The organism is Pseudoxanthomonas gei, assembly GCF_010119615.1.
GTDB classification, from domain to species: Bacteria; Pseudomonadota; Gammaproteobacteria; order Xanthomonadales; family Xanthomonadaceae; genus Pseudoxanthomonas_A; species Pseudoxanthomonas_A gei.
In genome coordinates this window covers 316423-340152 of record NZ_QOVG01000003.1, presented here as the reverse complement: position 1 = coordinate 340152, position 23730 = coordinate 316423, and the positions used below count along the sequence as shown (strand labels likewise).

General features: G+C 66.3%; 29 protein-coding genes. 18 read left to right on the top strand and 11 right to left on the bottom strand.

Annotated elements, in window-relative coordinates; all coding sequences use genetic code 11:
• Positions 1–100 precede the first annotated feature (100 nt).
• On the top strand, positions 101–634 hold the full coding sequence (locus DT603_RS06640) for a GNAT family N-acetyltransferase (RefSeq protein ID WP_162349068.1): 534 nt from the start codon (positions 101–103) through the stop codon (positions 632–634).
• On the opposite strand, the gene DT603_RS06635 is transcribed toward DT603_RS06640, so the two are convergent.
• Positions 631–1590, bottom strand: coding sequence for a M61 metallopeptidase family protein (locus DT603_RS06635; protein WP_162349067.1), 960 nt, complete (start codon positions 1588–1590; stop codon positions 631–633). The genes DT603_RS06640 and DT603_RS06635 overlap by 4 nt on opposite strands.
• Before the next feature lie 130 nt (positions 1591–1720).
• Between DT603_RS06635 and DT603_RS06630 the strand changes: the two genes are divergently transcribed.
• Complete coding sequence (locus DT603_RS06630; RefSeq protein WP_162349066.1) at positions 1721–2236, top strand: DUF1993 domain-containing protein; 516 nt, start codon at positions 1721–1723, stop codon at positions 2234–2236.
• A gap of 61 nt (positions 2237–2297) precedes the next feature.
• Here the strand turns inward: DT603_RS06630 and DT603_RS06625 are convergent, their stop codons facing one another.
• A complete protein-coding gene (locus DT603_RS06625; protein WP_162349065.1) occupies positions 2298–2831 on the bottom strand; it encodes an adenine phosphoribosyltransferase in 534 nt (177 codons plus the stop codon).
• Between the two features lie 165 nt (positions 2832–2996).
• Between DT603_RS06625 and DT603_RS06620 the strand changes: the two genes are divergently transcribed.
• The 8 genes from DT603_RS06620 to DT603_RS06585 all read left to right on the top strand — a co-directional run bounded on the left by DT603_RS06620 (position 2997) and on the right by DT603_RS06585 (position 10172).
• Complete coding sequence (locus DT603_RS06620) at positions 2997–4364, top strand: PQQ-dependent sugar dehydrogenase (RefSeq protein WP_162349064.1); 1368 nt, start codon at positions 2997–2999, stop codon at positions 4362–4364.
• A gap of 99 nt (positions 4365–4463) precedes the next feature.
• The gene (locus tag DT603_RS06615) at positions 4464–4676 is read left to right on the top strand and encodes a hypothetical protein (protein WP_162349063.1); all 213 of its coding nucleotides are present in this window, start codon (positions 4464–4466) and stop codon (positions 4674–4676) included.
• A gap of 99 nt (positions 4677–4775) precedes the next feature.
• Complete coding sequence (locus tag DT603_RS06610) at positions 4776–4988, top strand: hypothetical protein (RefSeq protein ID WP_162349062.1); 213 nt, start codon at positions 4776–4778, stop codon at positions 4986–4988.
• Positions 4989–5217: 229 nt separating this feature from the next.
• Positions 5218–6126, top strand: a complete 909-nt coding sequence (gnd, locus tag DT603_RS06605) for a phosphogluconate dehydrogenase (NAD(+)-dependent, decarboxylating) (RefSeq protein WP_162349061.1) — start codon at positions 5218–5220, stop codon at positions 6124–6126.
• Positions 6127–6318: 192 nt separating this feature from the next.
• Positions 6319–7569: a cation:proton antiporter gene (locus tag DT603_RS06600; RefSeq protein WP_162349060.1), complete on the top strand. Its 1251-nt coding sequence runs from the start codon at positions 6319–6321 to the stop codon at positions 7567–7569.
• A gap of 195 nt (positions 7570–7764) precedes the next feature.
• Complete coding sequence (locus DT603_RS06595) at positions 7765–9018, top strand: histidine kinase (protein WP_162349059.1); 1254 nt, start codon at positions 7765–7767, stop codon at positions 9016–9018.
• Entirely contained in the window at positions 9011–9793 is a 783-nt protein-coding gene (locus DT603_RS06590; RefSeq protein WP_162349058.1) for a LytR/AlgR family response regulator transcription factor, read from the top strand. Before DT603_RS06595 ends, DT603_RS06590 begins: the two co-directional genes overlap by 8 nt.
• Before the next feature lie 91 nt (positions 9794–9884).
• Entirely contained in the window at positions 9885–10172 is a 288-nt protein-coding gene (locus tag DT603_RS06585; protein WP_162349057.1) for a DUF3247 family protein, read from the top strand.
• Positions 10173–10206: 34 nt separating this feature from the next.
• On the opposite strand, the gene DT603_RS06580 is transcribed toward DT603_RS06585, so the two are convergent.
• Both DT603_RS06580 and DT603_RS06575 read right to left on the bottom strand, forming a co-directional pair.
• Positions 10207–11253 carry an oxidoreductase gene (locus DT603_RS06580; protein ID WP_162349056.1) on the bottom strand — a complete coding sequence of 349 codons (1047 nt, stop codon included), beginning with the start codon at positions 11251–11253 and terminating at the stop codon, positions 10207–10209.
• Positions 11254–11359: 106 nt separating this feature from the next.
• Positions 11360–11848 (bottom strand): hypothetical protein, encoded by a 489-nt coding sequence (locus DT603_RS06575; protein ID WP_162349055.1) that lies wholly within the window; start codon positions 11846–11848, stop codon positions 11360–11362.
• A gap of 166 nt (positions 11849–12014) precedes the next feature.
• Between DT603_RS06575 and DT603_RS06570 the strand changes: the two genes are divergently transcribed.
• Together DT603_RS06570 and DT603_RS06565 are read left to right on the top strand one after the other, a co-directional pair.
• Positions 12015–12632, top strand: a complete 618-nt coding sequence (locus DT603_RS06570; RefSeq protein WP_162349054.1) for a hypothetical protein — start codon at positions 12015–12017, stop codon at positions 12630–12632.
• A 106-nt stretch (positions 12633–12738) separates the two neighbouring features.
• Positions 12739–13551 carry a lytic transglycosylase domain-containing protein gene (locus tag DT603_RS06565; RefSeq protein WP_162349053.1) on the top strand — a complete coding sequence of 271 codons (813 nt, stop codon included), beginning with the start codon at positions 12739–12741 and terminating at the stop codon, positions 13549–13551.
• Between the two features lie 81 nt (positions 13552–13632).
• On the opposite strand, the gene DT603_RS06560 is transcribed toward DT603_RS06565, so the two are convergent.
• Positions 13633–14793, bottom strand: a complete 1161-nt coding sequence (locus tag DT603_RS06560; protein ID WP_162349052.1) for a PQQ-dependent sugar dehydrogenase — start codon at positions 14791–14793, stop codon at positions 13633–13635.
• A 145-nt stretch (positions 14794–14938) separates the two neighbouring features.
• Here DT603_RS06560 and DT603_RS06555 point away from each other — a divergent pair, with 145 nt between their 5' ends.
• Positions 14939–15466 (top strand): CcdC protein domain-containing protein, encoded by a 528-nt coding sequence (locus DT603_RS06555; RefSeq protein ID WP_162349051.1) that lies wholly within the window; start codon positions 14939–14941, stop codon positions 15464–15466.
• A gap of 50 nt (positions 15467–15516) precedes the next feature.
• On the opposite strand, the gene DT603_RS06550 is transcribed toward DT603_RS06555, so the two are convergent.
• On the bottom strand, positions 15517–16014 hold the full coding sequence (locus tag DT603_RS06550; RefSeq protein WP_162349050.1) for a hypothetical protein: 498 nt from the start codon (positions 16012–16014) through the stop codon (positions 15517–15519).
• A gap of 77 nt (positions 16015–16091) precedes the next feature.
• Here DT603_RS06550 and DT603_RS06545 point away from each other — a divergent pair, with 77 nt between their 5' ends.
• Positions 16092–16316 (top strand): CPXCG motif-containing cysteine-rich protein, encoded by a 225-nt coding sequence (locus DT603_RS06545; protein WP_246191613.1) that lies wholly within the window; start codon positions 16092–16094, stop codon positions 16314–16316.
• Between the two features lie 106 nt (positions 16317–16422).
• Here DT603_RS06545 and DT603_RS06540 read toward each other — a convergent pair whose 3' ends face one another.
• Complete coding sequence (locus DT603_RS06540; RefSeq protein WP_162349049.1) at positions 16423–17073, bottom strand: Rossmann-fold NAD(P)-binding domain-containing protein; 651 nt, start codon at positions 17071–17073, stop codon at positions 16423–16425.
• A gap of 157 nt (positions 17074–17230) precedes the next feature.
• Between DT603_RS06540 and DT603_RS06535 the strand changes: the two genes are divergently transcribed.
• The 4 genes from DT603_RS06535 (at position 17231) to DT603_RS06520 (ending at position 19659) form a co-directional block, all read left to right on the top strand.
• Positions 17231–17605 carry a hypothetical protein gene (locus DT603_RS06535; protein ID WP_162349048.1) on the top strand — a complete coding sequence of 125 codons (375 nt, stop codon included), beginning with the start codon at positions 17231–17233 and terminating at the stop codon, positions 17603–17605.
• Between the two features lie 228 nt (positions 17606–17833).
• Positions 17834–18244, top strand: a complete 411-nt coding sequence (locus DT603_RS06530; protein ID WP_162349047.1) for an EF-hand domain-containing protein — start codon at positions 17834–17836, stop codon at positions 18242–18244.
• A gap of 132 nt (positions 18245–18376) precedes the next feature.
• The gene (locus DT603_RS06525; protein ID WP_162349046.1) at positions 18377–19102 is read left to right on the top strand and encodes an HAD family hydrolase; all 726 of its coding nucleotides are present in this window, start codon (positions 18377–18379) and stop codon (positions 19100–19102) included.
• Positions 19103–19170: 68 nt separating this feature from the next.
• A complete protein-coding gene (locus tag DT603_RS06520) occupies positions 19171–19659 on the top strand; it encodes a hypothetical protein (protein WP_162349045.1) in 489 nt (162 codons plus the stop codon).
• Between the two features lie 23 nt (positions 19660–19682).
• Here the strand turns inward: DT603_RS06520 and DT603_RS06515 are convergent, their stop codons facing one another.
• From DT603_RS06515 to DT603_RS06500, 4 genes are all read right to left on the bottom strand, one after another.
• The gene (locus DT603_RS06515) at positions 19683–20807 is read right to left on the bottom strand and encodes a cupin domain-containing protein (protein ID WP_162349044.1); all 1125 of its coding nucleotides are present in this window, start codon (positions 20805–20807) and stop codon (positions 19683–19685) included.
• A 65-nt stretch (positions 20808–20872) separates the two neighbouring features.
• Entirely contained in the window at positions 20873–21631 is a 759-nt protein-coding gene (gene kduD, locus DT603_RS06510) for a 2-dehydro-3-deoxy-D-gluconate 5-dehydrogenase KduD (RefSeq protein ID WP_162349043.1), read from the bottom strand.
• 8 nt (positions 21632–21639) lie between these two features.
• Positions 21640–22488: a 5-dehydro-4-deoxy-D-glucuronate isomerase gene (gene kduI, locus DT603_RS06505; protein WP_162349042.1), complete on the bottom strand. Its 849-nt coding sequence runs from the start codon at positions 22486–22488 to the stop codon at positions 21640–21642.
• 115 nt (positions 22489–22603) lie between these two features.
• Complete coding sequence (locus DT603_RS06500; protein ID WP_162349041.1) at positions 22604–23662, bottom strand: LacI family DNA-binding transcriptional regulator; 1059 nt, start codon at positions 23660–23662, stop codon at positions 22604–22606.
• Positions 23663–23730: the final 68 nt, after the last annotated feature.

Here is a 23730-nt window from a genome sequence, read left to right as displayed (position 1 = left end):
GCGCATGGCAGCTGCGTGGTGGCTCTGCCTGCGTCCATGGCCTGACCCAAAACTCGCCTGCGTTTACGCTGGTGTAGGAACCAGCGCGGGCAGGCAGCAGATGAAGTTCGATGCGATTATCCGGCCTGCCCGCCTCGCTGATGCCGCTGCGCTTTCCGAACTGATGCGGCGTACCTTCATCGCCGCCAACGGCCATTGCAGCACGCCGGGCAACGTCGCCCGGTTCCTGGATGCCACCTACCAGCCAGGCCTGCAGGCGGCCGAAATCCGTGATCCCGACACCCTGACCCTGATTGTCGAGCAGGACCATGAGTGGGCCGGCTTCGCACAGTTGCGCTGGGGCACCCGACCACCGCCCGAGATCGATCTGCTTCCAACCGTCGAGCTGGGTCGGATCTACCTGGACGCCGCTTTCCATAGGCGCGGCATTGCCGCGCAACTGGTGGCCACCCTTTTGGCTGCGGCCAGCGTGCGTGGTTCGCGTTCGGTGTGGCTGAACGTGTGGCAGGAATCTGCGCAGGCCATACGTTTCTACCAGAAGCACGGTTTCCAGATCGTTGGAAGTTCGGTGTTCAACGTCGGAGATGATCCCAAGCAGGACTGGGTGATGACGCAGGCATTGCCGGTGGCCTAGCGTTGCGGAGGCGGGCCCCGGCCCATGATCGCCTCGCGCAATTGGCTGGCCTGGGAGTCGCTGGAAAAACGCAGGCCGTCCGCGGTGCGGCTGAGGCCGAGTTCTATGTAGGACGCATCCAGTACCGGGAATTCGCGCGCGCCGGCATCGCGGCGATAGAGCGAGGACAGCGCATGGCCGCCGGCGATGCGGTCCAGCGCCGAAACGAAATCCTGCGGTGCGACCGCTCCGGTGCCTTGCAGGCAGCAACGCGAGTACTGGTCCAGCACTGCATCCAGCGTGGTGCCCGCGTGGCGCAGGGCCAGGTCGGCCTGCAGCCAATACGCGGCGCCGGCCCAGTACACGCGCATGGTGCCGCCGCGCCCACGGCCCATTGTTTCCAGCGGCGTGCCGCCGTCGGTTGCGGCGGCGCCACGACGGAATCCGGCATCCAGTCGCTCCCACGCCTGTTCCGGGTCCAGCAGGCCGGCGCGGGCGCGCAAGGTGTTCTGGAAGTAGCTCGCCAGGCCTTCGGCCAGCCAGCGTCCGCTTTCGCCCAGGTCGGGATGGAACAGATGCGAGAACTCGTGCATCGCGGTCCAGTCACTGCGCAATTCCGGGTAGCCCGCGTCACCTCGCACGTACAGCAGCACGCCGGCCTGTCCATCGTCGCGGCGCGTCTGTCCCCACGGCACCGGGCTGGCGTCGCGACTGTCGCGCTGCTCTACGCGCACGTAGGCATCGCGCAACGGGAAGCGGCCGGAAGCGGTTCGGGCCGCATCGGCGGTTTCGGCGATCCAGCGATGCAGCATGGCCGCGCGCGCGCGGTCGTCCACGTCCACCAGTTCCACGCGCAGCTGGCTGCCGCCTGCGTGCAACACGCGGATGTCGGTCGCGGCCAGGCAGGCCGCAGCCGGCGTGCATGCCAGCAGCAGGCACCTCAACAGCAGCGTGGTCAACAGCAGGGCGGGGCGCATGCCCTCATTGACGCGCCGCGCGTGGCAAGGCGCCGTGAACGGGATGGGATGGACTCTCCCGCCCTGCAGGCCTAATCAGGCGCAAGGGCGCAGCCTAGACTCGCCTCTCTTTCAAATGCGGACGACAGACATGAGCGATTCCCTTTCCATGTACCAGGCCACCGTACCGGTGGGACAGCGCGCCTTGCGCAACCTGCGCCAGCTGCTGGTGAAAGCCGAGGCCCACGCCCAGGCGCAGTCCTATGAAGCCGGCGTACTGCTGCAGACGCGCCTTTACCCGGACATGCTGCCGCTGCTGCGCCAGGTGCAGATCGCCACCGACACGGCCAAGAATGCGGCAGCGCGGCTGGCCGGCGTGGAGGCACTGCGTTTCGAAGACGAAGAAACCAGCTTCGCGCAGTTGTACGCTCGCCTGGACCGCGCCATCGACTATCTGGATACGTTCACCCCGGAGCAGTTCGCCGGCAGCGAAGGCCGTGCGATTTCGGTGCCGCGCCGCGGCCGTGAGCCGCTGCAGTTCGACGGCCGCGCCTATCTGCTCGGCTTCGCTATTCCCAATTTGTATTTCCATGTCGCCACGACGTACGCGATTCTGCGTAGCGCGGGCGTACCGCTGGGCAAGTCGGATTTCCTGGCTGGGAGCTGATGGTTCCTTTTTTGCAGGAACACGCGTCGCTGCCGCGTTCCGTCACAGCCGCGGGCCGTCGCTAGAACACCGCCGCGGCCAGCAGCGGTGCGGGATCGTCCCAGCGTTCGCGCGCGCCCAGGAAGCCCAGTTCCAGCAGCACCGCCGCGCCCAGCACCTCGGCGCCCTGCTGGCGCACCAGCGCCAGTGCGGCCTTCAGGGTGCCGCCGGTGGCCAGCACGTCGTCGACCACCAGCACGCGCGCGCCCGGTGGCAGCGCGTCGGCATGGATCTGCAGGCGATCGCTGCCGTATTCCAGTGCGTAGTCCAGTGACAGGGTGGCGGCCGGCAGCTTGCCCGGCTTGCGCACCGGCACGAAGCCGGTGTGCAGGGCCAGGGCCAGCGCGGCACCGAGAATGAAGCCGCGCGATTCGATCCCCACCACCGCATCCACGCGCACGTCGCGCCAGGGTGCAGCCATCTCCGCGATCGCTTCAGCGAAGGCCTCGGCGTCGGCCAGCACCGGCGTGATGTCCTTGAACAGGATGCCGGGGCGGGGGAAGTCGGGTACGTCGCGAAGCAATTGCTGCCAATGGGTCATGCAGGAAGTCTCCATGGAGGGGCGGCAATGCTAACCCGTCACCCTGCGATGGTCCGGCAACCCTGCTCCGGAAGAACCTAAAAGCAGTGCCCCAGAAACCGTGATCCGGACACCGTGTCTGCCCCCGTGCTGCCCTTTTCGTTGCAGACTCCCTCATCCCCCGCATGGAACACACCCACGATGCGTCATTTCGCCTACCTGCCCGCATTGATACTTGCCTCGGCCTGCAGCCAGGGTCACACCGAAAATGCACTGGCCCAGGACACCGGTCCGGCGCCGACGCTGGCCCAGCCCACCCATTCGCTGCTGCCCACCGTGGACATTGCGCCGGCGGTGGGCTGGACCGCAGGCAAGACGCCGGTGGCCGCGCCGGGGTTCGCCGTCAGCGCCTTCGCGCGCGGGCTGGAACATCCGCGCACCGTCTACGTGCTGCCCAACGGCGATGTGCTGGTGGCCGAGACCAATGGGCCGCCGCGGCCCCAGGATTCGAAGGGATTCAAAGGCTTCATGGCCAACAAGGTCATGAAGAAGGCCGGGGCCGGCGTGCCCAGCGCCAACCGCATCACCCTGCTGCGTGATGCCGACGGCGACGGCGTGGCCGAAACCCGCAGCGTCTTCGCCCAGGGCCTGAATTCCCCCTTCGGTATGGCGCTGGTGGGCAATGCCTTCTACGTCGCCAACACCGACGCCGTGCTCCGTTTTTCCTACCACCCCGGTGACACCGTGCTGGCCGGAACACCGGTCAGGCTCGCCGATCTTCCGGCCGGCCCGCTCAACCACCACTGGACCAAGAGCCTGGTCGCCAGCGCCGACGGCAGGCACCTGTACGTGGGCGTGGGATCCAACAGCAACGTCGCCGAAAACGGCATCGGGCAGGAGACCGACCGCGCCGCGATCCTTGAGATCGACGTTGCCAGCGGCACGCGCCGCGTCTTCGCCAGCGGTCTGCGCAATCCCACCGCGCTGGCCTGGCAACCTCACGACCAGCGCCTGTGGGCGGTGGTCAACGAACGCGACGAGCTGGGCAACGACCTGGTCCCCGATTACCTGACCTCGGTGCGCGAAGGCGCGTTCTACGGGTTTCCCTACAGCTACTACGGCCAGCACGTGGATACGCGGGTCAAGCCGCAGGCGCCGGCGATGGTGGCCAGGGCCATCGCGCCTGACTATGCGCTGGGTTCGCACGTGGCGCCCCTGGGGTTGGCGTTCTACACCGGCAGCGCGTTGCCGCCGCGTTTCCAGGGCGGCGCGTTCGTCGGCCTGCACGGCTCCTGGAACCGCAAGCCGCTGAGCGGCTACAAGGTGGTGTATGTGCCGTTCGTCGACGGCAATCCCGCCGGGCCGATCGAAACCGTGCTCGACGGCTTCCTCGATGCGAAAGGCCAAGCCCAGGGCCGCCCGGTCGGCGTGGCCCAGGACGCGCGCGGCGCGCTGCTGGTGGCCGATGACGTGGGCAATACGATCTGGCGGCTGGCCGCGACCGCGGCCGGTGCAACGGGCTCGCCTGCGCTGCCCGCGCAGGCCGCAACGGTGGAGCCGCCCCGGTAGGGAACATGGAGGGCGTCGTGCCGACGCCCGACCGGACACGGCGTCGCAACAATCCGCTGGCAGGCTGACCGCCTTGTGGAGCTTCAGGAGGTTGCTGCCGTGGAGCGTGTGCTGTTCACCATCTCGCCCTGCTACAACGGCTGGCAGGTGCGCGACGAACTCAGGAACCGCGACTGGTTCGAGGAACTCGAGCAAGCGGTGGCCTCCGCCAGCACCCTGGCCCAGTTGCGCCATTCGCTGACCGGCCGGGCAACCGGCGTGCTGGTGCAGGTGGGCGAGGACGTAGCGGTGATGCGCGTGCGCCACGGCTGAGAAGACGAAGCCGTTCGAATGGCCTGGTAACGCAACTTTCACGGCGAGTTGAAGGCAGCCGGCGCTAGGGTGGGCGCCCCAACCGAACGGGAGTGCGCAATGAAGACTGGAACGTTCTTTGCCCAGGACCAGGCCGGCAACATGCAGCAGATCCGCATCATCCGTGACGTCAGCGCGCACGACGGCGATTCGGAGGAAACCCGGCACGCGGTCTCCTTCGTGCTGGAGGATGGCAGCCCATTGCGACGGATCGACAACGAGACCTTCCAGGTCATCGATACCGGCGCGTTCATCACGCTGGTGCGTCCATAAGGGCAAGCGGTAACGTTTCCGGCCGAGCTGGCTTTTGTAGGAGCGACGCAAGTCGCGAAGCCCTCAGCCCGTAGGCAATCCGCAATTTCCGGTATCGGCATTGGTGTCGGCTTCGCGACTTGCGTCTCTCCTACATTCTTTGCGCCCTGCGGCGGTTCCGCGTCGGCCTGCACAGCCGCCGAACCTGGCCGTGAGAAGCTGTCGCCTCTCAAGCAAAGCCGGGATGCGCATGGAACTTGGAATGATCGGGTTGGGCCGGATGGGCGCCAACATGGCCGAGCGGCTGGTGCGCGGCGGACATGTAGCTGTGGGATTCGATCCAACGCCCGCTGCGCGTGAGCTGGCTGCCAGCAAGGGCATCCTGCCGGTGTCTTCGCTGGCCGAACTCGTCGACCAGCTGCCGGCACCGCGCGTGCTGTGGTTGATGGTGCCGGCCGGCCAGATCGTCGAAGACACCCTGGCGCAACTGGTACCCCTGCTGTCGCGCGATGACGTGGTCATCGACGGTGGCAATTCCTTCTACAAGGACAGCATGCGGCGCGCCGACATGATGTCGCTGCACGGCATCCACTACATCGACAGCGGCACCAGCGGCGGCGTGTGGGGCCTGGCCGAAGGCTACAGCCTGATGCTCGGCGGCGACGCCGGTGCGGTCGAGCGCCTGCGCCCGATCCTTTCGACCCTGGCCCCGGCCAGCGACCGCGGATGGGGCCGGGTGGGACCCAGCGGCTCGGGCCACTTCACCAAGATGGTCCACAACGGCATCGAATACGGAATGATGCAGGCCTATGCCGAGGGCTTCGCGATCATGCAGGGCAAGCAGGATTTCGCGCTGGACCTGCATCAGGTCGCCGAGATCTGGCGCGAGGGCAGCGTGGTGCGTTCGTGGCTGCTGGACCTGACCTCCAACGCGCTGGGCGGGAATCCCTCGCTTGCCGGCATCGCACCCTACGTAGACGATTCCGGCGAGGGGCGCTGGACCGTGGCCGAGGCGATCGACCTGAATGTCTCCGCACCGGTGATCACACTGTCGCTGCTGGAACGGCTGCGTTCGCGCGAAGACGATTCATTCGCTGACAAGCTGTTGGCAGCGATGCGCAACGAGTTTGGCGGACACAGGACGAAGCAACAGCCCTGAGGGACAGGCGTTGGTGTCCAATCCCAGGGGGTCACCGGGGTGGGTCGACAGCGGCGCGCAGTCCGCGGCGCATGCCGCGGACTGCGCGCCGCTTGGCGACGCCGGTCTGGGCGGCATCGGGGGCAGGCATTGAGGCATCGGGGTTTCGCACCTCTGCCGCCACCGTCACGCCGCTTCCCGCACGCTCGCTTCATGGACACTTACAAACTGGTGCTGGCAATCGTCGGGCTGGCCCTGCTGGGGGCGGCGTGGCTTCCGCATCTGCTCAAGCGCAATCCGCTGACCTTTCCCATCCTCTACGTTGGTTTAGGCATGGCGCTGTACAGCCTGCCGTGGTCGCTGCCGGCGGCCGATCCGGTGCGCTATCCCGACATCGCCGAGCGGCTGACCGAACTGACCGTGCTTCTCGCACTGGTGGGCGCGGGACTGCGCATCGACACCCCTTTCGGCTGGCGACGTTGGCGGCTGACCTGGCGCCTGCTGGCCATCGCCATGCCGCTGACCATCCTGGCCGGGTTCCTGCTCGGGCAGGAGCTGCTCGGGTATGGCCTGGCCGGCGCCATGCTGCTGGGCGCGGTGCTCGCGCCTACCGACCCGGTGCTGGCTTCGGACGTGCAGGTCGCGCCACCCGGCGAGGGCGGCGAGGACGCCGTGCGCTTCGCGCTGACCTCCGAAGCCGGGCTCAACGATGGCCTGGCCTTCCCGTTCGTATGGCTGGCCGTGGCGCTGGCCCTGGCGACCGCAGGGACGCCGATGCACTGGGGGCAGTGGCTGGCAATGGACGTCGCCTGGCGCGTAGGCGGCGGCGTCGCCATCGGCTGGCTGATCGGCTATGGCCTGATGCATGTCATTTTCAGAGGCAAGCGCGAGCAATCACTGTCCGCCACCAGCGATGGGCTGACCGTGCTGGCAATCATGCTGCTGGTGTACGGCATTGCCGAGCTCTGCCATGCCTACGGGTTCCTGGCGGTATTCGTTGCCGCCGTCGTGGTGCGACAGAGCGAACGGCACCACGACTACCACGTCACCCTGAACCTGTTCGCCGAGCAGTGCGAGCGGCTGCTGGCGACCGTGGTGCTGATCCTGTTTGGCGGCGCGCTTGCATCGGGCATCCTGCGTGGCCTGCACTGGCGCGAATGCGTGGCTGCGCTGCTCCTGGTCCTGGTGGTGCGACCGTTGGCAGGGTGGCTGTCGCTGCTGGGCACGGGGGTGCGCCAGCGCGAGCGCTGGGCCATCGCCATCTTCGGTGTGCGCGGCGTGGGCTCCCTCTACTACCTCGCTTTCGCGTTCAATCACGCCGAGTTCCCCGAGCAGCAGGGGCTCTGGCGCATCATCTGCCTGGTGGTGCTGCTCTCGGTCCTGCTGCATGGCCTGAGCGCCAAACATGTGATGGGGTGGCTGGATCGACGGCGCAGTGGTGGTGGTCGTCGGCCCGCCTCCTGAAGGGAAGCTGGCGTCCACTCCGCGCGGGCAGTGGGTGCAAGGCAGTTGCGTGCAGCGCCTTGAAACCGCAGGCATGCAGATCGAGCGCCCGATCCGGTCGTTGGTCGCCGCAATCCGGGTTTCGTCGCTGCACCCGCGCGGCCGGTACTGCGCGTCGATAATCTGCACGCATCCCAGCACTGCCGGAACCCGCCCGTGAAAACCAGCTTCTTCTTCGTCTTCCGTATCGCCGCCGCCTGGAGCCTGGCCTACCTGGCCTTCCTGATCCTGTGGAGCGAGGTCTTCAACGGCAGGACGCCCGAGGGTCTGTTCTTCCTGCTGTTCGTGGTCACCGCGGGTTTCGTCATCGCCAGTGCGGTCTCCCATATCCGCCGCATCCGCCTGATCGCCGGCCATATCGATCCGGGCACCCTGGCCAATCGCCAGCGGCGGCAGATCGAGGTGCCGCTGGAAGCCGGCGAGGCCTTCGACCTGGTCGACGCCACCATCCGCGAACTGCCGCGTTCGGAAGAGCTGGAAAGCGCGCGCGACAGCCTGCAGGTCCGGACCAAGGTCACCCGCATCAATCCCTACAGCAACAAGACGCCGGGCCGTTTCAACCCGCTGTACTGGATCCACATCAAGCGCAACCAGATCCTGGCCACGGTCACGCCGGGCGACGGCACCAGCAGCGTCACCCTGGTCTGCGAGCCGGAGAGCGGTGCGTGGAGCGACTGGTTCATGGTCGACGACGGCACCAACCTGGAGAACGCCGAGGCCATCACCCGCGCCATCACCCGACGGGTCGCCGAGCACCGCCGCAACGAGCAGGCCGCCGCCCAGCAGACGGTCACCGAGAAGGAACTCACCGTCGCCAAGCTGAGCCTGCTGCATGCGCAGGTGGAGCCGCACTTCCTCTACAACACGCTGGCCAGCGCGCAGTACCTGACCCGCAGCGACCCGGCGCGCGCCGACGAGATGCTGGGCAATCTCATCACCTACCTGCGCCACTCGTTGCCGCGCACCGAGGACTCGCTGTCCACCTTGGGCGAGGAACTGGAACGCGCCCGCGCCTACCTGGAAATCCTCAAGATCCGCATGGGCGCGCGCCTGGCCCTGCAGATCGAGGTGCCGGAAGCGCTGAAGTCGATTCCGTTCCCGTCGATGATGCTGCAGACGCTGGTGGAGAACGCCATCAAGCATGGCCTGGAACCCAAGTCCGGCGGCGGCACCGTGTGGATCATCGCGCGGACCATCGACGGCTCGCTGGCGGTCACCGTGGCCGACGACGGCGAGGGATTCAATGCCGGCAGCAGCGGCACCGGCATCGGCCTGAAGAACGTGCGCGAACGCCTGCGCCTGGCCTATGGCGGCGCGGCTTCGTTCGCCATCGTCGCCAACTTCCCCAGCGGCGTGGCCGCCACCATCAACGTGCCGCTGCAGCCGGCCGAGGAGAGCACACATGGCTAACCCAACCACGGTCAGGTGCGTCATCGCCGAAGACGAGGAACTGCTGCGCAACGCGTTGTCGAAATTGCTGGCGCAGGCCTGGCCAGGGCTTGAGATCGTGGCCGAATGCGAGGATGGTGGCGCGGCGCTGGAGGCCATCGCCGAGCACCAGCCCGAGGTCGCCTTCCTTGATATCCGCATGCCCGGCCTGACCGGGCTGGAAGTGGCGACCGCCGCCGCCGAAGCCAGTCCGAAAACCCAGGTCGTGTTCGTCACCGCCTACGACCAGTACGCCATCGACGCTTTCGACAAGGGTGCGGTCGACTACCTGCTCAAGCCGATTTCGCCCGACCGCCTGGCCGCCACCGTTCAGCGGCTGCAGGCGCGCATTGCCCAGGGCAATCCCGATGCCGATGCGCTGGCCGCGCTCATCGCCAGCCTGGGTGCACGCCTGCTGCCGGCGGCCAGCGAACCCCTGGTCTGGATCACCGCCAGCGCCGGCAAGGACACGCGCCTGATCATGGTCGACGACGTGGCCTACTTCCAGGCCGACCACAAGTACACCGTGGTGATGACCGCCGAGGGCGAGTCGCTGCTGCGCAAGCCGATCCGCGAGCTGCTGGAAGTGCTGGATCCTGCGCTGTTCAAGCAGATCCACCGCTCCACCATCGTCAACCTCAAGGCCATCGCCTCGATCGCCCGCGACGACACCGGCAAGGGCATCGTCAAGCTGAAGTCGCGCCCGGAGACGCTGACCGTCAGCCAGCCGTTCATGACCCTGTTCCGCAACATGTAGGCGCCGCGGGCGTACGGTTCGAGGCCTGCGCTTCACGGAGCTTTACGCGCGGCGCTCCTAGCGTGGCGCGACGAGACCAGAGACCAAGCCAATGACCAGGATCGCCGAGCGCATCCACAACGACCAGGCCGAGATCGCGCGCATCGAAGCGCGCATCGTCGAACTGGATGACGAGGCCATCGTCGAGGTCACGCTTGACGATGGCAGTCGCCACCGCGGCACGGTGACCGCGCGGCCCAGCGTGCAGACCTTCCGTGATGCGCAGGGCAGGGAAGGGGTGAATTCGCTGCTGCGGCTGGATGACCTGGCAACACCCGGCACTTCGCATTATCTGTGGCTGGACCGCATCGTCGACGTGCGCCACCTTGGCAGCGCCTGAGCGGTTGTCCGGGTGAATGCAGGTCGGCATCGCTTCAGGGATCGACGCAATCGATCTCGCGACGTTGCGCGGCACTTTCCCGCGCGTTGTCTAGCAGGGCCATGACCTGCAACGCCTGCTGCGCAGTCACCGGTGGCGGTTGGCCCTGCGTGATCGCCGCATGCATGTCCTGGTAGTAGCGCAGGTAATTTCCAGCAATGCCGTCCACGCTGCCCACGGCCAGGCCGTCGCGACCGGCGATGTGCAATTCGCCGGGACGCGGATCCTCGCCCCAGCCGGGCTCGCCGGGGAGCCGGCCAAGGCGCAGCGCGCTTTCCTGCGCATCCATGCCGTGCTTGAGATAGCTGCCGCCGCTGCCATGGACGGCAAAGCGCAGGCCGTGGGCTGGCACCAGCGAGCCGCCATGCAGCATCACCCGTAGCCTGGGGTAGCGCAGCAACACGTTGAAATAGTCGTCGGCCTGGGCGGCCTGGCGCTGCCTGCCGATGTCGGCGAAGAGCGCGTCCGGCATGCCGAAAAGCTGCACGGCCTGGTCCAGCAGGTGCGGGCCGAGGTCGTACCAGAGCCCCGAGCCGGGCTGGTCGTTTTCTCGCCAGCGGTCGGCCACCTGCGGGCGATTGCGGTCGAAGTGCGAATGACATTCGCTGACCTCGCCCAGCGTGCCTGCATCGAGCAACGAACGCAGGGTCAGGAAATCTGCATCCCAGCGCCGGTTCTGGAACACGCTGACGATGCGATCGGCGCGCGCAGCCGCCGCGATGACCTCGCGTGCCTGCGCCAGGTCCAGGGTGAAAGGTTTGTCGACCACCACATGCTTGCCCTGCGCCAGCGCCGCCAGGGCCAGCGGCGCATGCACGGCGTTGGGTGCGGCGATGACCACCAGGTCGATGGCGGGGTCGGCGAAGGCGGCTTGCGCTTCGGCAACGACGCGCACCTGCGCATGGTCCGCAAGCACCTTGCCGGAATCGCCCGACACCACCGTGTGCAGGCGCAGTCCCGGCGTGGCCTGGATCAGCGGTGCATGGAAGATCTTGCCGACGAATCCGTAGCCGACCAGTGCCACGTTGAGTTCGGGTTTCACCGATGCCTCGTGCGTTGTGTGCCCGATGCAGTGTACCCATGCCACCGCGCGCGGCGCGTGGAGGGGGCGCCGCTCCTTCGATCATGCTCGACGCCGGGTCGGGCCTTCAGGTCCTGGCGCCGAGCGCACGCTGGCTGGCGGTGCGGTTGGCCAGGTCCTGTGCCCTGATCTGCGATTCGATCTGCCCCCGCGCCAACTCCGCGTAGTTGGCATGCGCGCCGGCATGGCTGCCGCTGATCTCACCCACGTAGCCGCGCTCATCCCAGACCCGTCCGACCCATTCGGCACCCACGTCGGAGAGGATCAGGGTGACCGTATAACGCAGCGACCGGTTGTCGCTGTTCTCCAGGCCATGCACCAGCGGGAACTGCGCGACGAACGCCGCATCCCGGCAACGCCGTTCCAGGTGCTTGCGCGCCTCGGCGAGCAAATGCGCCCTGTCGCCATCGTGGATCAGCTTCAGTTGCGAACGCACGAATTCGGAGCCGCTGAAAAACGGATCAATGCCGTCTACCGGGTTGTAACCCTGCGAGCGCAGCCACTCGATGAACGCAGCTTCCAGCTCCATGGAACCGGCCTTGAGCTTGACGCTCATCTCGAACCCCCATCGCAATTGAATTCCCCGCGGCGAGCTTAGCAAACCTGTCGCGCGCCGTGAGGGAAAGGCGTGGTGCTGGCCTGGGGGGTTTGCGGCTAACATCCAGGCGCGCCCGCATGGAGTTTTCCATGGGGTTCCGTGGTTACCGTCGCGAGGTCCGGCAATGAAAAAAACAATCCTGGGCTCCACACTGGCGGCATTGCTGGTCTGCGGCTGTGGCAAGCAGGAACCACCGGCCGCACTGCCGCCGGCAGCGGAGATCGCCGCACCGGCTGCCGTCCCCACCCCCGCGATTGCGCCTGCAACCAACGCGCCACCTGCAGCGTCCACCGCGGCCGGGTCGACGCCTGCAGCGGCAGACGCCAGCCTGGTCGAAGACAGCGGGGTCGACGTCAAGCTGGTCAATGCCAGCATCGACAAGGTGCTGGGCGACCACGGCAAGTACCAGGCCGTGATCGAGGCCTACCAGAAGGCCGTGGCCAGTGGCGACAAGGCGGCCGTGGCGGCCCTGGTGCGCTATCCACTCGAGGTGACGATCGAGGGCAGCAGGACAACCGTCCGGGATGCATCCACCTTCGTGCAGCAATACGACAGGATCATCACCCCGGCCATCGCGCGCGCGGTAACCACGCAGAAATACGCGGAGCTGCTGGTCAACCAGAAGGGCGTGATGTTCGGCAATGGCGAAACCTGGATCAATGGCATCTGCAAGCCGGGCAGCGCGGACTGCAGTGACTTCGAAGTGAGGATCATCGCCATCCAGGCGGGTCGCGCGGAGTAAGAAAGCCTTCACGCCACATTGACGCTCGCGCCGCCGGGAGCGTTGGCCGCTGAAATCGGATAGCCGGTTATGCGACGGTTGGCCCGCGAACCTTTACGATCCGCGCATGTTTATTCCCCGCATCCTGCCGCTCACAATATTTGCCGGCCTGTTCGCACTCACCAGTCTGTCCGTCGAGGCGCGCACGGTATACCGCTGCGTGCGCAGCGGCACCGTCAGCCTGTCGACGGCGCCCGAGCCCGGATCCAAGTGCGAGGCGAAGGAGATCAAGGACGATCCTGGCAAGGCGCCCAACCTGTGGGGATCGATGGGCATCTTCAGCGGCACGCTGTACCAGCGCGAACAGGATGGCGTACTGGTCTACGGCACGCGCAAGCTGCCGGGTTCCACCGTCTACCTCAAGTTCACCGTGGCGACACCGCCGGGCGAACCAGCGCATCCGGGGCTGGGCAAGGTCGGCAAACCGCGTCTTGACCGCTTCGCCAAACAGTTCAAGGCCGCCGCCAAGGCGACCGGCGTGGACGATGCCTGGTTGCGATCGATCGCCCATGCCGAAAGTGGCTTCGATGCGCAGGCCCTCTCACCCAAGGGCGCGCAAGGGGTGATGCAGTTGATGCCGGACGTCTCGAAGGAGTATGGCGTGATCGATCCCTACTCGTCGGCAGAGTCGATCAACGCCGGCGCGCGCCATCTGAAGGGTCTGCTGAAGCGCTACAAGAACGACCTGGTGCTGGTCGCGGCCGCCTACAACGCCGGCATCGGCGCGGTCACCCGCTACAAGGGCGTGCCACCGTATGCCGAAACGCAGGCCTACGTGGAAAAGGTGCAGGCCCTGCATCAACGCTACCGCGAGGCAATGGGCACTGGCCCATTGAAGCCTGCCGATTCGACCCAGCAAAAGCCCAGGCCGTCCCTGTAGGAGCGACGCGAGTCGCGAATCCCGGACACTTTCGGCTTCGCGACTCGCATCGCTCCTGCAGGGCCACTCAACGCCCGATCTTCAGCCTGCAGGGCTGAGCTTCAACAGCTTCCCGCCCGAGCCATCCTTCTGGTCCTGCAGCAGCCACAGGTTGCCATCCGGTCCCTGCTCCACTTCGCGGATGCGCTCACCCATGTCATAACGTGCCGCCTCGCGCGCCCGGGTGCCGTCGAACTCGATGCGCACCAGCGATTTCGACGACAACCCGCCGATGAAGGCGTCGCCCTGCCAGTCCGCGAAGGTCTTGCCCGAATAGATCACCAGGCCGGCCGGCGAGATCACCGGATTCCAGCTGGCCTTGGGCGCCTCGAATTCCGGCCGCGTGGAGTGGTCGGGAATATCGCGGCCATCGTAGTGGTCGCCATTGGAGACAACCGGATAACCGTAGTTCCGGCCGCGCTCGATCAGGTTCAGCTCGTCGCCGCCCTTGGGTCCCATTTCGTTTTCCCACAACCGGCCCTGGGCATCGAAGGCAATGCCCAGCGCGTTGCGGTGACCCAGCGACCACACCTGTGCGGCCACGCCGCCGTCCTTGGCGAAGGGATTGTCGGCCGGCACGCTGCCGTCGTCGTTGAGGCGGATGATCTTTCCCAGGTTGGACTGCATGTCCTGGGCCGGGGTGAATTTCTGGCGCTCGCTGGAAGTGATCCACAGCTTGCCGTCGGGGCCGAAGGCGATGCGGTGCCCATAGTGTCCTTCGCCCGATACCTTGGGCACCTGTCGCCAGATCACCGCCAGGTCGCGCAGCGCGCCGCCGCCCTTGTCGTCCAGCACCAGTTTCGCGCGCGCCACCGCGGCACCGCGCAGCCCGTCTTCGCCGGCTTCGGCATAACTGACATAGACCAGGCCATCGCGGGCGAACTGCGGGTGCGGGACCACGTCGCCGAAGCCACCCTGTCCGCCGTACGCCACCACCGGCAAGCCACTGACATCGCCCACCTTGTTGGCGGCCGGCGTGGCGCCAAGGGCTACCAGTTTCAGTGCCCCCTTCTTCTCGCTGACCAGCAGGCGGCCATCGGGCAGGAAGGTCATCGCCCAGGGTTCCTGGAACTGCCCCATTTCGGTGACCACGAACGGCAGCGCTTTCTTGTCCTGTGCACGCTCGTCCTGTGCACGACAGCCGCTGGAGAACACGGCAAGCAGGGCGGTCGCGCAGGCGACGGTGAGCAGATGGGGTTTCATGGGTGATCTCCTTGATGATGGCGATTTATGGCATGGCGTCCGTAAAGACGATGTTTGAGGGCGAGGCAAGGGGCAGCAAGTGACCTCTGGCACCTGAATTGCGCACAGGCAGGCGTAGGCTTTGCACATCCCTCCGAGACCTGCCATGCCCGCTGCCTTCCTGCCCGCATTGACTCCCTACCTGGCCACTGCCGGCATCGGCTGGCTTTACTACCGTCGCATCCGGCGCAGTTTCGGGCGCCAGCCATGGCAACCCCGACGCACGATCGCGCGCCTGGTCCTGGTTTGCCTGGTGGCCCTGGCGCTGGCCAGCGCGGCGATCTTCATGCCGCATACCAGCCTGGGTATCGCGGTCGGTGCAGTGGCGGGCGCCGCGCTGGGTGTGGTCTCGCTGCAACATACGCACGCCCAGGTCATTGCGGACAAGCGCTACTACACGCCCAATCAATGGATCGGAGGCGGCCTGAGCCTGCTGCTGCTCGGACGCCTGGCATGGCGCTGGAACCAAGGCATGTTTTCAAACGGTCCGGGGGAGGCCGCACAACAGACCAGCCCGTTGACGATGGGAATCGCGGCGACGCTGATCGCCTATTCGCTGGTTTACAGCAGCGGCCTGCTGCTGCGCATGCGGGCGCTGGCCATCCCGAACATGGAAGCCGGGCAGGGGCCGTAGTGCATTGCGATGGCATGGCCGGGATACGAGAACCTGCACCAGGGTGCCCCTTACCTCAGGGCAGTGCTCGCCTCATAAGGCAATGCGGTGCCACCGACCGCCTTGATCGCGGCCTCGGCTGCGGGTAGTTGCGGGTCCTCGGCATCCAGCACGACCAGGATGCGGCCGGCATGGATTTCACTCTCGAACTTGCGCCGCACCGGATCCTCGACGGTTGATCCAATCAGCGCCGAGGCCCAGGTGCCCACCGCGGCACCGCCCACGGTCAACAGCGCCGCGCCGGCCAGGGTGATGCCCAGCGGCGGGAATGCGATGGCGACCAGGCCGGCGACCAGGCCGGCCGCACCCCCGGTGGCCGCGCCGCGCAGCGCCGCCGGCATGAAGTCGGTGGATGCCTCCTTGTGCTGGTCGGAGATTGATTCAAGTTCGATATCCGAACGTGCGATCAGTGAGAGGTTGTCGTCGGTCAGGCCGGCTTCGCGGGCGGCGCTGATGGCGGCTTGGGCAGTGGCCAGGTCGGGCACGCTGAATACGTGACGGGTCTTCATGGGGGTGGCCTCCGGTTGCGAGATGCAACATTAACTGGCGCACGGGTTAGCCATGCGTGAGGGGTACACGGTCGCCGATGGGCGACACTGCAGGCACTTCCAGCCTGGACGCGGCGATGCCCTTTCAATCCATCCAATGCCCCTATTGTGGCGAATCCATCGACGTGTTCGTCGATGACTCCGTGGAGCACCAGCAATACGTCGAGGATTGCCAGGTGTGCTGTCGCCCGATCAACCTGACCGTCACGGCGGCCGAAGCGGATGGGGCGCGGGTTACCGCGCGCGCCGAGAACGACGCCTGACCCTTGTGCAGCCCGCGCACCGGGCGACTTGGGCCGCTGGTGACGCCGGACCTGCGTTCGGCTCACCGGTGCTGGTTGCCTGCAGCGCTACTTCGCCGGCCGGATTTCAGCTTGCCGGCGGATCTGCAAGGATCGCTTCTGATTCCACCACGTGCACGCCGGGCCTGGCTGACAGGGCAGCCTCCAGCAAAGTGCGGGCGACCGCGGTGGCGGGTACGACCCGGTAGCGTGCGGGAAGCACTGCATCCAGGGCGCCCAGCACCTGCATGCCGATGTGTTCCATTGGCCGCCGCTGCGCGCGCTCGCCGCCGAGCAACCCGGGCCGCACCAGGGTCAGCGAATCGAAGCCCACCTGCGCCAGCCCCTGCTCCACCTCGCCCTTGGTCCGGGCATAGAACAGGCGAGATGCGGGGTTGGCGCCACTGGCCGAGGTGAGCGCATAGCTGCGCGCGCCATGGCGATGGGCAAGCCGGGCCACCGCCAGCGGGTAGTCGTGGTCCACCTTGCGGAAGGCAGGCTGCGAACCGGCTTCCCTGATCGTCGTGCCCAGCGTGCAGATCACCGCATCCACCTGCCACCACGTCGCGGCCGCTGGCAGGCTCTCGAAATCCACCTGCGGATTGAGCAAATTGGCGTGCGCGGGAAGAGGCCGGCGCGTGGGTGCGATGACGCACTCCACGTCCGGGTGTTGCAGCGCCTGCTGCAGCAGCGCGCCGCCCACCAGTCCACTGGCACCCACCAGCAATATTCGCTTCATCTCTATTCCATTCCGGAACACCTGCGGGAGTGCAGCAGCGCGATTGTGCAGCAAGTGCATGCGCTAGAGTGGCGGCCAGCCGTCGGCCGCTCGCTGGCGAAAAAAGTGACAATCCCGTGCGCCCGCAACCACAACCTCCCTGCGCAGGCATCAGCGCGTGAACCTGCCGCTTCACCTGGGTCTGCTTGGCGCGTTCGAGGCCGGCCTGATCGCGGTACTGGTCGGGCTGATCTGCTACGGCCTGTGGCGTTGGATTCTTCGTTCCGCTACTCACCCGGTACCGCGCACCCTGGGCTGGGCCAGCTTGAGCGCAATGATTGTGGCCGCTGGCATCGATGCCTGGCATCTGTTCTATCTCGCGGTCATGAGGATGGAATCGCCGCTGTATGCGCGCATGGCCTTGCAGGGCATCCACGACGCCGATTCGCTTGCTACGCGCGTGGTGTTCGAGTTCCTGGGTGCTGCCCTTGGCGTGCTGCTGGGTTGGCAATGGTTCAGCGGCGGAATGGGCGGCAGGCAGGGTCCGGCGTAACGAAAAAATATCACTGCGGACCGGAAAGCGCCTATCGCGTCACACACCGAACAAATGAATTACATGCCGCTTACGCGTTGGTAACCAAGCTGCTAACGGCTTTGGAAATGAACGTGGTTAAAGACTCGTTGCATGGCGATTTACCCACGTTTTCCGATTCAGGCGGCCCATTGCATGGTGGCCCGGTGCGACGAGACACGCACTCCCAATCCAACGGAGCCAAGACTTATGAACAACCCCAACCGCAAGCCCCTGATCGCCCTGCTCGCCCTGTCCGCGGCGCTCGCGATGCCCATGGCATTTGCCCAGGACGATACCGAAGCGCAGGCGACCCAGGCCCAGGCCGAGCAGGCAACGCCGACCGACCCGGCCACGGCCACCCAGAGTGCCCAGGGCGCGTCGGTCCAGCAGGCCGAGCAGGCCAGCACCAGCGCTTCCAGCCAGGGCAAGCAGGGCTGGAACGACGTCGACAGCGACAAGGATGGCGCGATCAGCAAGAAGGAGGCGGCCTCCAACGCGGGTCTGTCGCAGGTGTTCGATCAGGCTGATGCCGACACCAACGGCAAGTTGACCGCAGAAGAGTACAAGGCCTTCGTAAGCAAGAACTACGGCGAGCCGAAGGCCCCGAAGACCAAGTAAGCGCAACAGGGTTTGACCGGCAGGAAGGGTGGCGCAAGCCACCCTTCCTTTTTTGTGCCCTGCGAACCCGGCCGGCATGGCCGGGCGACCTGCACTGTTATCCTCATGGCTGGCAGCCAGGAATGACACACCGTGCAGGCAATCAGCTGGGTTGGTTTCGACGGCGACGACACTCTGTGGAAGAGCGAGGATTTCTATCGCAAGGCCGAGCTCGATTTCGAAAGCATCATCGGCCAGTACATCGACCTGACCGACGCGCGGACGCTGGATCACCTGCTGGAAGTGGAGCGTCGCAACCTGCGGGTATTCGGGTATGGCGCCAAGGGCATGACCTTGTCCATGGTCGAATCGGCGGTGCAGCTGACTGGCGAGCGCATCAGTGCGCGCGATATCCACCGCATCATCGATATCGGCCGGGCCACCCTGGAGCATCCGGTGGAGGTGATCGAAGGCGTAGCCGATGCGGTGCGGTCCATCGCCGCCGAATGCGAGATCGTGCTGATCACCAAGGGGGACCTGTTCCACCAGGAGTCCAAGATCGAGAAGTCGGGGCTGTCCGAGCTGTTCCACCGCATCGAGGTCGTATCGGAGAAGGACATGGCCACCTATTCGCGCGTGCTGCGCGAGCTGGACGTGCCGGCCGAACGCTTCGTGATGATCGGCAACTCCATACGCTCGGACATCGAACCGGTGATCGCATTGGGTGGCTGGGGTATCCACGTGCCCTACCACATCACCTGGGCGCACGAGGCCGAGCACGCGCTCAGCCAAGGCGAGCCGCGAATGCTGCAGGTCGAATCTGCCCGGCAACTGCACCGGGCGGTCCTGCAGATCGCCGCAATGGCCGCCGCTGGGTGATGATGCAACCTCGTAGCCCGGCTGGCGTGCCGACAGATGGAACCCAAGCTACCCGTGCAATGGCAAAGATGAAGACTCGTGCGCTGCGTCAACAACTCCCTGCGCCCGCAGCCCGGCTAGCGGCACTGCTGGCCTGCGCGTGGCTGGCCTTCGCTCCCCTGGCATATGCGCAGCAGGCCGAACCGGCCTACCAGCCGCGCACCGGAGATGCCTGGCTGGATCGACACCTCGCCGACATCAACCTCTACGCGGCCCGTTACCCGCAAAGCTTTGCCGACGAGATTTCGCGCTACTACTCGGTGCCGCGCGATTACGTCGAAGCCATGCAACAGCAGCCGTCATGGGAAGCCGGAGACATCTTCATGGCCTGTGCGCTGGCCCAGGCTTTGGCGCAACCCTGCCGCGCCGTGGTGCGCGAGTGGTCCCACGACCATTCCGAAGGCTGGAAGGGCGTGAGCCGGCGCCTGCAATCCGGTCCCGGTCCCGTGCTCCAGCGCAAGTTGCGCAATGATGTGGAGCAGAGTTATTCGCGCTGGGCGAGGCCCCTGAAGAAGTAGGCGAACCCGCGCGGCGGGGCGCGCTATTCGGCGCCCTGCTTGCGGTAGGTGATCAGCAACACGAGGTCTTCATCACCGGCCTGGCGAATGGCGTGGGTGCTGCCAGGACGCGTAAGCATGGCGTTGCCTGGCCCCGCCTCGTGTTCCTTTCCATCCAGCGTATAGATGCCGCGACCGCTGATGACGTAATAGATCTCGTCCTTGTCATGCTGGTGGAAGCCGATGCCCGCGCCCGCGTGCAGCACGCGCTTGCGGAATTCGAACGACATGCCCGGCTCGTCCTTGAAGAACGGATAGGCCGTGCTGTCGCCCTGTCCCCCGTGGGGCCCGGGTTGAGGAGTGGCAATGCCGCGTTCCTGCACGATGCGGGAGGGGTGGGTTTGCGCTGCCAGGTCGGCGAGCGCCGTGCCGCGTGCACCGCAATCGGTATCGCGCACGACGTGCTGCTGCAGCGCCGGGTCAAGCTGCGTCCAGCCCGCCACCACCAGGCAGGCGACGGCAAGCGCGCCGCGCTTTTGCAGGTGGGTGTCGTCCGTCTGCGCCTGTTCCGGGACGTGCATGAAGTAGGCCTTCGACGGCCCATCCCCCAGCGCCCGCAGCCAGTCCATGCTGGCGCGGTTCAAGTCGATCAGGCCGACCTGTTCGCGCGCGGCCAGCGTGCGTACGGCCTGGGTATAGAGGCCATGGGTGTCCAGCAGCTGGCCGTGGTCGAACTTGCGCCGTGCCAGCGGCGTCACCAGTATCGGGGTGGCGCCGCGTTCCCGGGCCAGGCCGACGTAGCGCATCAGCCATTGCGGAAAGGCCTGCGCCGGTTCGTTGTAGCGCGTGGGATCCTCGATCTTCTCGTCGTTGTGACCAAACTGGATCAACAGCACGTCGCCCTTGCGCAGGTCGCGTGCCATCCCGGCAAACCAGCCTTCCTCCACGAAGCTGCGTGCGCTGCGTCCGCTCTGCGCGTGATTGCGCACCTCCCAGGTACTGTCCAGGTACGTATCCAGCACCTGTCCCCAGCCAGTGCGCGGCGCGCGTTCGGGCCCGTAGGCGCTGGCGGTGGAATCGCCTGCGATGACGACCCGCCGCACCGGCCCGGCTGCCAAGGCCTGAAAAGCCACGAGGGAGAGAATCAGGACGCAGGTCCGCTTCAACATGTTCGAAGTCCCGTGTTGGGCAGCGGCCGGGCAGGCGCGTCGCTCCTGCAGGACGGCCACTGCATTCAGCGTGCCAGCCAGCCGCCATCCACCGGCAAGACCGCGCCGTGCACGTAGTCGGCTGCTGCGGACGCCAGGAATACCGCCGCTCCGCCGATGTCCTCCGGCTTGCCCCAATGGCCCGCGGGAATGCGCTCGAGGATGCTCCTGTTGCGCGCTTCGTCATTGCGTAGCGCTTCGGTGTTGTTGGTGGAGAAATAGCCGGGCGCGATGGCGTTGACGTTGATGCCCTTGGCCGCCCACTCGTTGGCCAGCAGGCGGGTGATGCCCAGAACGCCGGATTTGCTGGCGGTGTAGGAGGGAACGCGGATCCCGCCCTGGAACGAGAGCATCGAGGCGATATTGATGATCTTGCCGCCACGCTGGTTGGCGACCCACCAGCGCGCAACTGCCTGCGAGAGGAAGAACACCGACTTCAGGTTCACGTCCATCACCGCGTCCCAGTCTTCCTCGCTGAAATCCAGGGAATCATTGCGGCGGATGGTGCCGGCGTTGTTGACCAGGATGTCGATGCCGCCGAACTCGGCCACCGCGCGCTCGACGATCCCGGACACCGGGACGATCGTCTCCAGGCTGGCTTCCACCCACAGCAGGCGGCGGCCGGCAACGGCCACGGCCGCTTCGGTATCGGCCGGCAGCGTGCGCCCGACGGCCACGATGTCCGCGCCGGCCTGGGCCAGGGCAATGGCAATGCCCTGACCCAGGCCGGTATTGGCGCCGGTGACAAGCGCCACGCGGCCGGTGAGATCGAATGGATTGGCCATATGCATGCTCACTTCAGCTGGCAGATGTCGAGGACGTTCATGTCGGTGTAGTCCAGGTTTTCTCCACCCATCGCCCAGATGAAGCAGTAGTTGCTGGTGCCCGAACCCATGTGGATCGACCACGGCGGCGACACCACGGCCTCACCGTCGGCGACGACGATATGGCGCTGGGCATCGGGCTCGCCCATGAAGTGGTAGATGCGGTCGTTGTCGCCCAGGTCGAAGTAGAAGTAGACCTCGCTGCGCCGGTCGTGCAGGTGCGGCGGCATGGTGTTCCACACGCTGCCGGTCTTGAGTACGGTCAGCCCCAGCAGCAACTGCGAGGACTGGCAGGTGGCCGGCACGATGTACTGGTAGATGGTGCGTTCGTTGCTGGTTTCCAGCGATCCGCGTTCCAGCGACACCGCGTTGGCGATGGCCAGCGGCTTGGTCTCGAAACGCGCATGCGCCGGTGTGGAGGTCAGGTAGTAGCGCGCCGGGTTGGCGGCATCGTCCGAGGCAAACGATACGTCCGAGCTGCCCATGGCAACGTACAGGCCATCCTTCGGCCCCAGCTCGTAGGTGGTGCCGTCCACCGTGACCTTGCCGCTGCCTGCGCCGACATTGATGACGCCCAGTTCGCGGCGTTCCAGGAACGGTTTGCCCGCTGCCGAAGCCGGTTCGGTCTGTGCGGGCAACACGACCGCCTGCGAGACGGGCGCGGCGCCACCGATCACGAAGCGCTCGTTGTGCGAATAATTCAACTGGACGCTGTCGGCCACGAACAGGCCACTGATCAGGTAGCGGTCGCGCAGTTGGTCATTGCTGGCACCGGCCATCATGTCGGGATGGGTGGCGTGGTAGGTCTTGCAGTACATGGTCGTCTCCGTGCGGGGCGGCGCGCCGGCAGGCGGCGGCTGGGGTAAGGCTGATTCTAGTCGCTCAGGTAACCGGTGTCATTGCGCGTTGCAAGATCATCGGATGCCCGTTGTTTCAGCTCCGTGGGGGCTGACAGGAGTCGCGGATGACGAGGTGCGGGCGAACGCTCGCCGACGAAATCACCGCCTGCGCATCGGCCTGGACCAGCATCGAGGCGGCCAGCCGACCGGTATCGCGGGTGGGGCGTCGTACGCTGGTCAGCGAGGGCCACAGGCGCGAGGCCAATGGGCTGTCATCGAAGCCCACCACCGAAAGCTGCTGCGGGATGCTTATTCCCGAGCGCATGGCCACCTTGTACACGCCGGCCGCCATTTCGTCGTTGCCGGTAAAGATTGCAGTAGGGCGCTGCTTGCCAGCGAGCAGTTTTTCCGCCGCCGCGACACCGGACTCGAAGGTGTATCCGGCTTCCAGGATGCGCGACGCGGGCAGCTCGATGCCCGAGCGTGCCAGCGCCTCTACGAAACCGGCGGTGCGCTCCAGCGCCGAGCGATAGTTGGTCGGCCCGGTGATCAGGGCGATGTCGCGGTGGCCCAGCATCTGCAGGTAGTCGGCCGCTTCGGCCGCGCCCTCGCGGTCATGGGTCACCACCATGCGCGACATGTCGTCCATGGCGACCGGCGCGATGCGCACGTAACGGCAGCCGATTTCCAGCAGCATGTCGGCCAGGGCCTGGTCCTCGGACACGCGTGGCACCAGCATCACCCCATGCAGCTTTTGCTGCTGCACGAAGCGTCGCACCCCATCGATGTAGTTCGGGCTGCGGCTGTCGCAGGGATGCACCACTAGTTCAAATCCCGAATCGCGCATCGCGTCCAGCGCGCCGTACTGCATGTTGACGATGTACTGGGCGGTCGGGTTGTCGTAGACCATGCCGACCAGGAACGATTTCCGGAATGCCAGGCCCCGTGCCATCGGGTCGGGCGAGTAGCCGACCTCGCGCATCAGCGCCTCGACCTTTTCGCGTGTGTCCTTCCGCACCAGCGGCGAGTGGTTGATGATGCGCGACACGGTCTTCTTGGATACCCCCGACAGCCGCGCAATGTCGTTGATCGTCGATGCCTTGCCCGGCACCTGGGCCGAGGCGGGTTTTTCGGGCTGCTTGCGCGCGGGCATGGACGTCAGTGTCGGTGGGGAAAAGGATGGGGTGATTCTAGCCCGCGCACCGCCGTTGCAGCGGTCGA

Coding starts and splice junctions, on each gene's coding strand:
- DT603_RS06640 (WP_162349068.1), top strand. CDS start 101: ATGAAGTTCGATGCGATTATCCGGCCTGCCCGCCTCGCTGATGCCGCT.
- DT603_RS06635 (WP_162349067.1), bottom strand. CDS start 1,590: ATGCGCCCCGCCCTGCTGTTGACCACGCTGCTGTTGAGGTGCCTGCTG.
- DT603_RS06630 (WP_162349066.1), top strand. CDS start 1,721: ATGAGCGATTCCCTTTCCATGTACCAGGCCACCGTACCGGTGGGACAG.
- DT603_RS06625 (WP_162349065.1), bottom strand. CDS start 2,831: ATGGAGACTTCCTGCATGACCCATTGGCAGCAATTGCTTCGCGACGTA.
- DT603_RS06620 (WP_162349064.1), top strand. CDS start 2,997: ATGCGTCATTTCGCCTACCTGCCCGCATTGATACTTGCCTCGGCCTGC.
- DT603_RS06610 (WP_162349062.1), top strand. CDS start 4,776: ATGAAGACTGGAACGTTCTTTGCCCAGGACCAGGCCGGCAACATGCAG.
- gnd (WP_162349061.1), top strand. CDS start 5,218: ATGGAACTTGGAATGATCGGGTTGGGCCGGATGGGCGCCAACATGGCC.
- DT603_RS06600 (WP_162349060.1), top strand. CDS start 6,319: ATGGACACTTACAAACTGGTGCTGGCAATCGTCGGGCTGGCCCTGCTG.
- DT603_RS06590 (WP_162349058.1), top strand. CDS start 9,011: ATGGCTAACCCAACCACGGTCAGGTGCGTCATCGCCGAAGACGAGGAA.
- DT603_RS06585 (WP_162349057.1), top strand. CDS start 9,885: ATGACCAGGATCGCCGAGCGCATCCACAACGACCAGGCCGAGATCGCG.
- DT603_RS06575 (WP_162349055.1), bottom strand. CDS start 11,848: ATGAGCGTCAAGCTCAAGGCCGGTTCCATGGAGCTGGAAGCTGCGTTC.
- DT603_RS06570 (WP_162349054.1), top strand. CDS start 12,015: ATGAAAAAAACAATCCTGGGCTCCACACTGGCGGCATTGCTGGTCTGC.
- DT603_RS06565 (WP_162349053.1), top strand. CDS start 12,739: ATGTTTATTCCCCGCATCCTGCCGCTCACAATATTTGCCGGCCTGTTC.
- DT603_RS06560 (WP_162349052.1), bottom strand. CDS start 14,793: ATGAAACCCCATCTGCTCACCGTCGCCTGCGCGACCGCCCTGCTTGCC.
- DT603_RS06555 (WP_162349051.1), top strand. CDS start 14,939: ATGCCCGCTGCCTTCCTGCCCGCATTGACTCCCTACCTGGCCACTGCC.
- DT603_RS06550 (WP_162349050.1), bottom strand. CDS start 16,014: ATGAAGACCCGTCACGTATTCAGCGTGCCCGACCTGGCCACTGCCCAA.
- DT603_RS06545 (WP_246191613.1), top strand. CDS start 16,092: ATGGGCGACACTGCAGGCACTTCCAGCCTGGACGCGGCGATGCCCTTT.
- DT603_RS06540 (WP_162349049.1), bottom strand. CDS start 17,073: ATGAAGCGAATATTGCTGGTGGGTGCCAGTGGACTGGTGGGCGGCGCG.
- DT603_RS06530 (WP_162349047.1), top strand. CDS start 17,834: ATGAACAACCCCAACCGCAAGCCCCTGATCGCCCTGCTCGCCCTGTCC.
- DT603_RS06520 (WP_162349045.1), top strand. CDS start 19,171: ATGAAGACTCGTGCGCTGCGTCAACAACTCCCTGCGCCCGCAGCCCGG.
- DT603_RS06515 (WP_162349044.1), bottom strand. CDS start 20,807: ATGTTGAAGCGGACCTGCGTCCTGATTCTCTCCCTCGTGGCTTTTCAG.
- kduD (WP_162349043.1), bottom strand. CDS start 21,631: ATGGCCAATCCATTCGATCTCACCGGCCGCGTGGCGCTTGTCACCGGC.
- kduI (WP_162349042.1), bottom strand. CDS start 22,488: ATGTACTGCAAGACCTACCACGCCACCCATCCCGACATGATGGCCGGT.
- DT603_RS06500 (WP_162349041.1), bottom strand. CDS start 23,662: ATGCCCGCGCGCAAGCAGCCCGAAAAACCCGCCTCGGCCCAGGTGCCG.